The 9,707-nt window shown below is 73.5% G+C and carries 1 pseudogene; it reads right to left on the bottom strand.

Annotated features, from left to right (window positions below):
- Positions 1 to 9,696 (bottom strand): annotated as a pseudogene (locus ACRDSK_RS27860) (SDR family NAD(P)-dependent oxidoreductase); the annotation flags it as partial.
- Between the last annotated feature and the right edge of the window lie 11 nt (positions 9,697 to 9,707).

Here is a 9,707-nt window from a genome sequence, read left to right as displayed (position 1 = left end):
CGCGAGGTCGCGGCGGGCGGCGGGCCGGACCACGCCGCGGAGCAGGTGCGGCGGCTCGCCCCGGTCGCGGATGCCCGCGAGGTCCAGCCGAGCGGGCACGACGACGGAGTCCGGTGTGGACAGTGCTGTGTCCAGCAGCGCCAGGGCGTTCTCGGCGGGGAGGGCGACGACGCCGGCGCGGGCCAGCCGCCGGGTGTCCGCGTCGTCGAGTGACTCGCTCATGCCGTCCGCCCACAGACCCCAGGCCAGGGAGATGGCGGGCAGCCCGTTGGCTCGCCGGTGCTCTGCGAGTGCGTCGAGGAACGTGTTCGCCGCGGCGTAGCCGGCCTGGCCCGCGCCGCCGAGCGTGCCCGCGAGCGAGGAGAACAGCACGAACGCGTCGAGGTCGCCGGCCAGCTCGTGCAGGTGCCAGGCGGCGTCCACCTTGGGCGCCAGCAAGGCGTCGACACGGTCGGGCGTGAGGTCGGTGAGGACGCCGTCGTCGAGGACGCCGGCCGCGTGCACGACCGCCGACACCGGTGCCGCGTCCAGGAGCGCGGCCACCGCGTCGCGATCGGCGACGTCGCACGCCACAACCTTGGCGTGCGCGCCGAGCTCTGTCAGCTCCGCGACGAGGTCCGCGGCACCCGGTGCGTCGGGCCCGCGGCGGCTGGTCAGCACGAGGTCCCGCACGCCGTGTTCGCCGGCGAGGTGGCGGGCGACGAGCCTGCCGAGCGCGCCGGTGCCACCGGTGACCAGGACGGTGCCGTCCGGGTTCCAGGCGTACCGCTCCCCCGGTACTCGGACCCGGGCCAGCCTGGGCACGCGGACCACGCCGTCGCGCAGCCGCACCTGTGGCTCGTCGAGGCCGATGGCGGCGGGCAGGGCGGCGGCGGAGGCGTCCGTCCCGTCGGTGTCGACGAGCTGGAAGCGGCCGGGGTGCTCGGTCTGCGCGGACCGGAGCAGGCCCCAGGCCACGGACGCGGCGAGGTCCGCTCCGCGAGTCGTCATGGCGAGGCGGGCGTGCGCGAACCGCGGCTCGGCCAGCCAGTCGTGCACCAGCCCGAGCACCCGGCCGGCGACGTCGTGCGCGGCCGGCACGACCGGGCCGTCCCCGCAGACCTCCACCACGACCACGTCGGGCACGGTTTCCAGGGCGGCGAGGCCGGCTCCGTCGGTGCGCACGTGTGCGGGCCGGCCGGCCACGGCGGGTGCGGTGACCCAGTCGGTGCGGTACAGGTCGTCGGTCCGGGCCGCGAGCTGGTCGGCGCGGAGCGCCCGGACGGTCAGCGACTCGACCTCCGCCACCACATCGCCCGACTCGTCGAAGGCGGTGATGCGGATCGTGTCCGCCCCGGTCCGCGAGAGCCGCACCCGCAGGCTCGTGCGGCCTGTGGCGTGCAGTGCCACGCCGTCCCAGACCAGCGGCACGCTCCGCTCGGCGAGGCCGAACAGGGACGCGGCGTGCAGCGCGGCGTCGAGCAGCGCCGGGTGCAGCCCGAACTCGCCCGCCTCCGACACGCGCACCTCGGCGACGATGTCGTCCCCGGCGTGCCAGGCGGCGGTGAGCCCCTGGAACACCGGGCCGTAGTCGAACCCGGCCGCCGCGCGCTCGTCGTAGAAGCCGTCGAGGTCGACCGGTTCCGCGTGGTCCGGCGGCCACTCCCGCGGGCCGGCCGCCGGTGGTGGTCCGGCCGGCGCGAGGGTGCCGGTGGCGTGCGGCGTCCACTCCTGGTCGGCCACCCGGGAGAAGACCGTGACCGGGCGCCGACCGGTGTCGTCGTTGTCGTCGGGTTCGCCGACCCGGACCTGGAGGTGCACGGGTGTCTCGTCGGGGAGCACCAGCGGCTCCGCCAGGACGAGGCCGTCCAGCCGCGCGCACCCCACGTGCCGGCCGGCCCGCAACGCCAGTTCCACGAACGCCGTGCCGGGCAGCAGCATCGAGCCCATGACGACGTGGTCGGCGAGCCAGGGGTGGGTGCGCGCCGAGATCCGGCCGCTGAACACCACACCGTCGGAGCCGGCCAGCTCGACCGCGCCGCCGAGCAGCGGGTGGCCGGCCGGGGCCGGCCAGATCCGTTCGTGCTGGTAGGCATATGTGGGCAGGTCCACCCGGCGGGTGTCCGGGAGGACTGCGGTCCAATCCAGGTCGAAGCCGGCGACGAACAGCCGACCGACCGCGGTCTCGTGTTGCAGCGAAACGAAAGCGCCGTCGTGGGTCTCCTGGGCGATGACGGCGAGCGTGCCGTCCGGGCCGACCTCGACGAAGCGGCTGACCTCGGCCAACTGCTGAAGCTGGTCGGCAAAGCGGACAGTGTCACGGACGTGCTGGACCCAGTAGTCCGGTGTGTCGACGGGGGACAGCATCGGGATCGTCGGCTCATGGAAGGTCAGGCCTTCGACGATGGCTCGGAACTCGTCGAGCATCGGATCCATCAGCGGCGAGTGGAACGCATGCGAGACACGCAACCGCTTGGTCTGCCCGAACAGCTCGGCGATCGCCAGCACCTCAGCCTCATCACCGGAGATCACGATCGAAGCGGGTCCGTTGACCGCGGCGATGCCCACCTGCTCGGTCAGCAATGAGCGGACCTGGCCTTCGGTGGCACGCAACGACACCATCGCCCCACCCGCAGGAAGGGCTTGCATCAGCCGGGCACGTGCCGACACCAAGTGGGCAGCGTCGGCCAGCGACAACACACCGGCCACATGCGCGGCCGCGATCTCGCCGATGGAGTGGCCGACTAGGAAGTCCGGTGTCACGCCCCAGGACTCGATCAGCCGGAACAGCGCGACCTCGAAGGCGAACAGCGCGGGCTGCGCCCAGCCCGTCTGGTTCAGCCCATCGGCGTCCTCGCCCCACATCACCTCCCGCAACCCCGGATCCAGCTCAGCGAGCACCGCATCGAACGACTCCGCGAATACCGGGAACCGCTCGGACAGGTCCCGGCCCATGCCCAAGCGCTGCGAACCCTGACCGGCGAACAAGAACCCTGTGCGGCCGGGCCGCGGTGACCCGGTGAGCACGTCGGCGTGTGGCTGGCCGGAGGCCAGTGCGGCGAGGGCCGGCGCCGGGTCGTCGGCCAACACGGCGGCACGGTGCGGGAGTGCGGCGCGGGTCGTCGCCAGCGACCCGGCGACGTCGGCCAGCGAGAGGTCGGGCTGGGCCGCGAGGTGGTTCCGAAGGCGTTCGGCCTGACCACGGAGCGCGTCAGGTGTCTTGGCGGAGAGCACCAACGGGGAAGGACCGGCCGCCTCGGTGGGGGCGTCCTCGACGGCCGGTCCTTGCTCGAGGATGACGTGCGCGTTGGTGCCGCTGATCCCGAACGACGACACGGCGGCCCGCCGCGCGCGCTCGACCTCGGGCCACGCCGCCCGATCGGTGAGCAGCTCGATCGACCCGGCCGACCAGTCCACATGGGACGACGGAGCGTCGGCGTGCAGGTTTCGGGGCAGGTGGTCGCGGCGCATCGCCTCGACCATCTTGATCACGCCCGCCACGCCGGCGGCGGCCTGGGTGTGCCCGATGTTGGACTTCACCGACCCCAACAGCAACGGCGCCGAGCGCTCCTGACCGTAGGTCGCCAGCAACGCCTCGGCCTCGATCGGGTCACCCAACCGCGTCCCGGTGCCATGCGCCTCGACCACGTCGACGTCCGAAGTGGACAGATTGGCTTGTGCCAGGGCTTGCCGGATCACCCGCTGCTGCGCGGGACCGTTGGGCGCGGTCAGGCCGTTGGACGCGCCGTCCTGGTTGACCGCCGAGCCGCGCACGGTCGCCAGGATGCGGTGTCCGTTGCGCACCGCGTCGGACTGACGCTCCAACACCAGCATGCCGACGCCTTCGGCCCAGCCGACCCCGTCGGCAGAATCGGAGAACGCCTTGCACCGCCCGTCCGGCGAGAGCCCACGCTGGCGGGAGAACTCCACGAACGCGGCGGGAGTCGACATCACCGTCACGCCACCGGCCAACGCCAGCGAGCACTCCCCGCTGCGCAGCGCCTGCGCCGCCCAGTGCAGGGCGACCAACGACGACGAACACGCGGTGTCGACAGTGACCGCCGGACCCTCGAGCCCGAGCGTGTACGCCACCCGACCCGACGCCACGCTGCCGGCGCTCCCGTTGCCCTGGTAGCCCTCGAACTCACCGCCGGACAGCAGGTTTCCGTAGTCGTTGTACATGACACCCGCGAACACCCCGGTCCGGCTGCCGCGCAGCGAGGTCGGGGCGATGCCCGCCCGCTCCACGGCTTCCCACGCCACCTCCAGCAGCAGGCGTTGCTGCACATCGGTGGCGAGCGCCTCGCGCGGGCTGAGCCCGAAGAACGCGGCGTCGAACGCGGCGGCGTCGTGGAGGAACCCGCCCTCCCGCGTGTAGGAGGTGCCGAGGCGCTCGGGATCCGGGTCGTACAGGGCGTCGAGGTCCCAACCGCGGTCGGCCGGGAAGCCCGACACCGCGTCCACCCCGTCGTCGACCAGTCGCCAGAGGTCCTCCGGCGACGACACGCCGCCCGGGTACCGGCAGCCCATGCCCACGATCACGATCGGGTCGTCGGTCGCGACGGGCCCGGGTGTGTCCGGAACCTCGGTGGTCGTCGAGCCGAACAGCTCGCCGTCGAGATGCCGGGCGAGCGCGGACACCGTCGGGTGGTCGAACACCACACCGGCGGCAAGCCGCTTCCCGGTGGCCGTGTGGAGGCGGTTGCGCAGCTCCACCGCGGTCAGCGAGTCGAACCCGAGCTCCTGGAACGCGCGTTCCGGGTCGAGCGCGCCGGTGCCTTCGTGATGCAGCACCTGGGCGACCTCGCCGAGAACCAGGTTGGTGAGCATCCGCACCCGTTCCGCGGCGGGGCGGCCCGCCAGGTCGAGAGTGCCCGCCCGCGCGGTCCGCCGGGACGGGACCAGTCCGCGCAGCAGCGGCGGGAGGTCGTCAAGTGCGCGCAGCGCGCCGAGGTCGAGGCGGGCCGGCACCGTGGCCGGCTCGGCGCAGCCGAGGGCGGCGTCGAACAGGGCGAGACCGTCGTCGTCGGACAGCGGTGAGGTGCCGAGGCGGGTCAGCCGTCCGCGGTCCTCGTCGCCGAGTGTGCCGGCCATGCCGGACGTCCACGGCCCCCACGCGAGCGACGCCGCCGGCAACCCGTTGGCACGCCGGTGTTCCGCGAGCGCGTCGAGGAAGGCGTTCGCCGCGGCGTAGCTTGCCTGCCCGGCCGTGCCGAGCGTGCCGGCCAGCGAGGAGAACAGGATGAACGCGTCGAGGTCGCCGGCCAGCTCGTGCAGGTGCCACGCGGCGTCCACCTTCGCGCGCAGCACGGTCGCCATGCGCTCCGGCGTGAGCGAGCCGAGCACGCCGTCGTCGAGGACACCCGCGGCGTGGATCACCGCCGACACGTCGACCTCGGCCAGCAGGGCCGCCACCGCGTCCCGGCTCGAGACGTCGCACGCCACCACGCGAACGGCGGCGCCCAGGCCGGCAAGCTCGTCGGTGAGCTCTGCCGCACCCGGTGCGTCGGGACCGCGCCGGCTCGTGAGGACGAGGGCGCGTACGCCGTGCTCGGTGACGAGATGCCGGGCGAGCAGTCCGCCGAGCCCGCCGGTGCCGCCGGTGATCAGGACCGTGCCGCCGGGTTCCCACGCGGGCGCCGCCTCCGGCGTGATCCGCGCGAGACGGGCGACCCGCACCTCACCGTCCCGGATGGACAGCTGCGGTTCGCCCGAGGCGACCGCGCCGTCCAGCGCCGCGCGGGAGGGTTCGGTGTCGTCCGTGTCGACGAGGACGAACCGGCCGGGCTGCTCGGCCTGGGCGGCACGCACCAGACCCCACACCGCGGCCGCTGCCGGATCGGCACCGCCGACGGCGCCGTGGGTACGGAAGACCAGTGGTGCGGCCTGCTCGGCGGCGAGCCGTTCCTGGACGCGACCCAGCGCGATGGTCGTCGCCGCGTGGGCGGCGTCGACCGTGGAGCCGCCCGTGGTGACCGGCTCGACGTCGTACTCGATGCGCGTCCCGGGATCGGTCGCCAGCGGTGTCCAGCGCACGGCGAACAACGAGTCCCGCCCGCCGGCTCGGGCTTGCTCTGTCGACACCTCGCGCACGGTCAGCGAGCCGATCGACGCGACCGGCGCCCCGGTGCCGTCGGTGGCCGCGACGGACAGGGTGTCCGGCCCGGTCTTGGCGAGCCGCAGCCGCAGCGAGGTGGCACCGGCCGCGTGAACGGTCACGCCCTCCCAGGCGTACGGGACAGCGCGCTCGGGAAGGTCGAGGAACGGGCCCGCGTGCAGGGCGGCGTCCAGGAGAGCCGGGTGCAGCGCGAAGTCGCCAGCTGTCGACAGCTCGACCTCGGCGGCGACGTCCTCCCCCACGGTCCACGCGGCGATAAGGCCCTGGAACGCCGGCCCGTACTCGAAGCCCTCGATCGCGCGGCGCGGGTAGAAGTCGTCGAGCGGGATCGGCCGCGCGCCCGGGGGCGGCCACTGTGCAGTGTCGGGCGCGGTCGGCTGCTCGGCGGTCGCCAGCAGGCCGGTCGCGTGGCGGGTCCACGGCTCCTGCGCCCCGCCGGTCGGACGGGAGGAGATCGTCAGCGGCCGGTCGCCGGTCTCGGCTGCGGCGCCCACCCAGACCTGGAGGTCGACCGTGCCGTCGCCCACGACGAGCGGCCGGGCCAGCGTCAGCTCGGCGACCCGGCCGCACCCCGTCTCGTCGCCCGCCCGGACGGCGAGCTCGATGAACGCGGTGCCGGGCACAAGGGTCGCGCCGTGCACGACGTGGTCGGCCAGCCAGGGTTGGTCGGCCACCGACAGCCGCCCGGTGAACACGGTGCCGCCGTCCGCGAGGTCGACCGTCGCGTCGAGCACGGGGTGCGCCATCGAGGAACCGGTGGGCCGCCTCGTCGGCCTCGGCCAGTAGCGCCGGCGCTGGAAGGCGTAGGTGGGCAGGTCGACGCGGCGGGCGCCGGGGAACACAGCCGGCCAGTCGGGTTCGACACCAGAGGCGTACAGCTGTCCGAGCGCTGCGACGGCGGCGTGCTGTTCGTCATGCTGCTTGCGTTGCAGCGGCACGACGACGCCTTCGTGTGTCTCCCGAGCGATCGCGGTGAGCGTGGCGTCCGGTCCGATCTCCACGAAACGGGAGACATCCGCCAGTTGGTGGAGGTGGTCGCCGAAGCGGACCGTGTCACGGACGTGGCGAGCCCAGTAGTCCGGATCGTCCACCGGAGACAACATGGGAATCGACGGCTCGTGGATGGCCAGCCCGGCGACGACCTCGCGGAACTCGTCGAGCATCGGATCCATCAGCGGCGAGTGGAAGGCATGGGAGACGCGTAGGCGCTTGGCCTGCTCGAACCGCTCGGCGATCGCGAGCACCGCTGTCTCGTCGCCGGCGATGACGATCGAGGTGGGTCCGTTGATCGCCGCGATGTCGACCCGCTGGGTGAGCATCGGGCGCACCTGGTCTTCGGTGCCGCGCAAGGACACCATCGCGCCACCCGCCGGGAGGGCCTGCATCAGCCGAGCGCGGGCGGCCACCAGGGTGGTCGCGTCGGTCAGGGAGAACACGCCGGCCACGTGTGCGGCGGCGATCTCACCGACCGAGTGCCCGACCAGGAAGTCCGGCCGGATCCCCCAGGACTCGGCCAGCCGGAAGAGCGCCACCTCGAACGCGAACATCGCGGGCTGCGCCCAGCCGGTCTGGTGCAACGCATCGGCGTCCTCGCCCCACATCACGTCTCGCAGTCCGGGGTCCAGCTCGGCGAGGACGGAGTCGAACGACTCGGCGAAGGCAGGGAAGCGTTCCGACAGACCGCGGCCCATGCCCAACCGCTGCGAACCCTGGCCGGCGAACAAGAACCCGGTACACCCCGACACCGCGGCCGTAACGTCGCCCGCGGCGAGCGCGCGGAGCCGCGCCAGCGCGGTCTCGTTGTCTTCGGCCACCACGGCCGCGCGATGCGCGAAGTTCGCTCGCGACGTCGCTAGCGAGTAGCCGACGTCGGCCATCGAGAGGTCCGGATGGTCGACGAGGTGCGACACCAACCGTGCCGCCTGCCCGCGGACACCGTCCGGGGTCGTGCCGGACAGCACCAACGGGACCGCACCGGGCTCCGGGAGCGCGGGTGTCGCCGCAGCGGCAGCCTGTTCGAGTACGACGTGCGCGTTGGTGCCGCTGATCCCGAACGACGAGACGGCCGCCCGCCGCGGCCGGTCGGTCTCGGGCCAGGTCGTCTGGTCGGTCACGAGCTCCACCGCGCCGGCGGACCAGTCCACATGCGACGACCGGTCCTCGATGTGCAGCGAGCGCGGCACCTGCCCGTGCCGCATGGCCTCGACCATCTTGATCACACCGGCGACCCCCGCGGCCGCCTGGGTGTGGCCGAGGTTGGACTTCACCGAGCCGAGCAGCATCGGCGTGTCGCGGTGCTGGCCGTAGGTGGCGAGCAGGGCCTGCGCCTCGATCGGGTCGCCCAGCCGCGTGCCGGTCCCGTGCGCCTCCACGACGTCGACGTCCGAAGTGGACAGACCGGCCTGCGCCAAGGCCTGCCGAATCACCCGCTGCTGGGCGGGCCCGTTGGGGGCGGTGAGCCCGTTGGAGGCGCCGTCCTGGTTCACTGCCGAGCCGCGCACGACCGCGAGGATGCGGTGTCCGTTGCGGATCGCATCGGACTGCCGCTCCAGCACCAGCATGCCGACACCCTCGGCCCAGCCGACCCCGTCGGCCGAGTCGGCGAACGCCTTGCACCGCCCGTCCGGCGAGAGCCCACGCTGGCGGGAGAACTCCACGAACGCGGTCGGGGTCGACATGACGGTGACGCCACCGGCCAGGGCGAGCGAGCACTCCCCGGACCGCAACGCCTGAGCGGCCCAGTGCTGGGCGACCAGCGACGACGAGCACGCGGTGTCGACAGTGACCGCGGGACCCTCCAGGCCGAGCGTGTACGCGACTCGTCCCGACGCCACGCTCCCGGCGCTCCCGCTGCCCTGGTAGCCCTCGAACTCGGCTGACAGCAGCGACGCGTAGTCGCCGTACATGACGCCGGCGAACACCCCGGTCTGGCTGCCGCGCAACGACTTCGGGTCGATGCCCGCACGTTCCACGGCCTCCCAGGACACCTCCAGCAACAGCCGCTGCTGCACGTCCGTGGCCAGGGCCTCGCGGGGGCTGAGGCCGAAGAACTCGGCGTCGAACTCGCCGGCGTCCTGGAGGAAGCCGCCGGAGCGGGTGTAGGAGGTGCCGGTGTGGTCCGGGTCCGGGTCGTACAGGGCATCGAGGTCCCAGCCCCGGTCCGCGGGGAAGCCGGTGACCGCGTCCACGCCGTCGGAGACCAGGCGCCACAGGTCCTCCGGTCCGGAAACGCCGCCCGGGTACCGGCAGCCCATGCCCACGATCACGATCGGGTCGTCGGACACGGCCACCGCGGCCGGCTCGTCCGTCACCGGGTGCTCGTCGAACAGCTCCGCCAGCAGGTACTCCGCCAACGCGGACACGGTCGGCTGGTCGAACGTGACGGTCGCCGGCAACGTCAGCCCCGTCTCCGCGCTCAACGCGTTACGCAGCTCCACCGCGGTCAGCGAGTCGAAGCCGAGCGCCTGGAACGCCTGCTCGGCGTCCACTCCGGACGGTGTCGCGTGCCCCAGCACGGCGGCCACCTTCGCGCGGACCAGGTCGAGCACGGCCGCGCGGCGGGCCGCCGCGTCGAGCCCGGCGAGCCGGCCGGTCAGCGACACGGCGGCAC

It is taken from the genome of Actinophytocola sp. (assembly GCF_050699915.1).
GTDB lineage: Bacteria > Actinomycetota > Actinomycetes > Mycobacteriales > Pseudonocardiaceae > Actinophytocola.
Note: the sequence above shows the minus strand (reverse complement) of the source record. Positions and strands in the feature narration are given on the sequence as shown.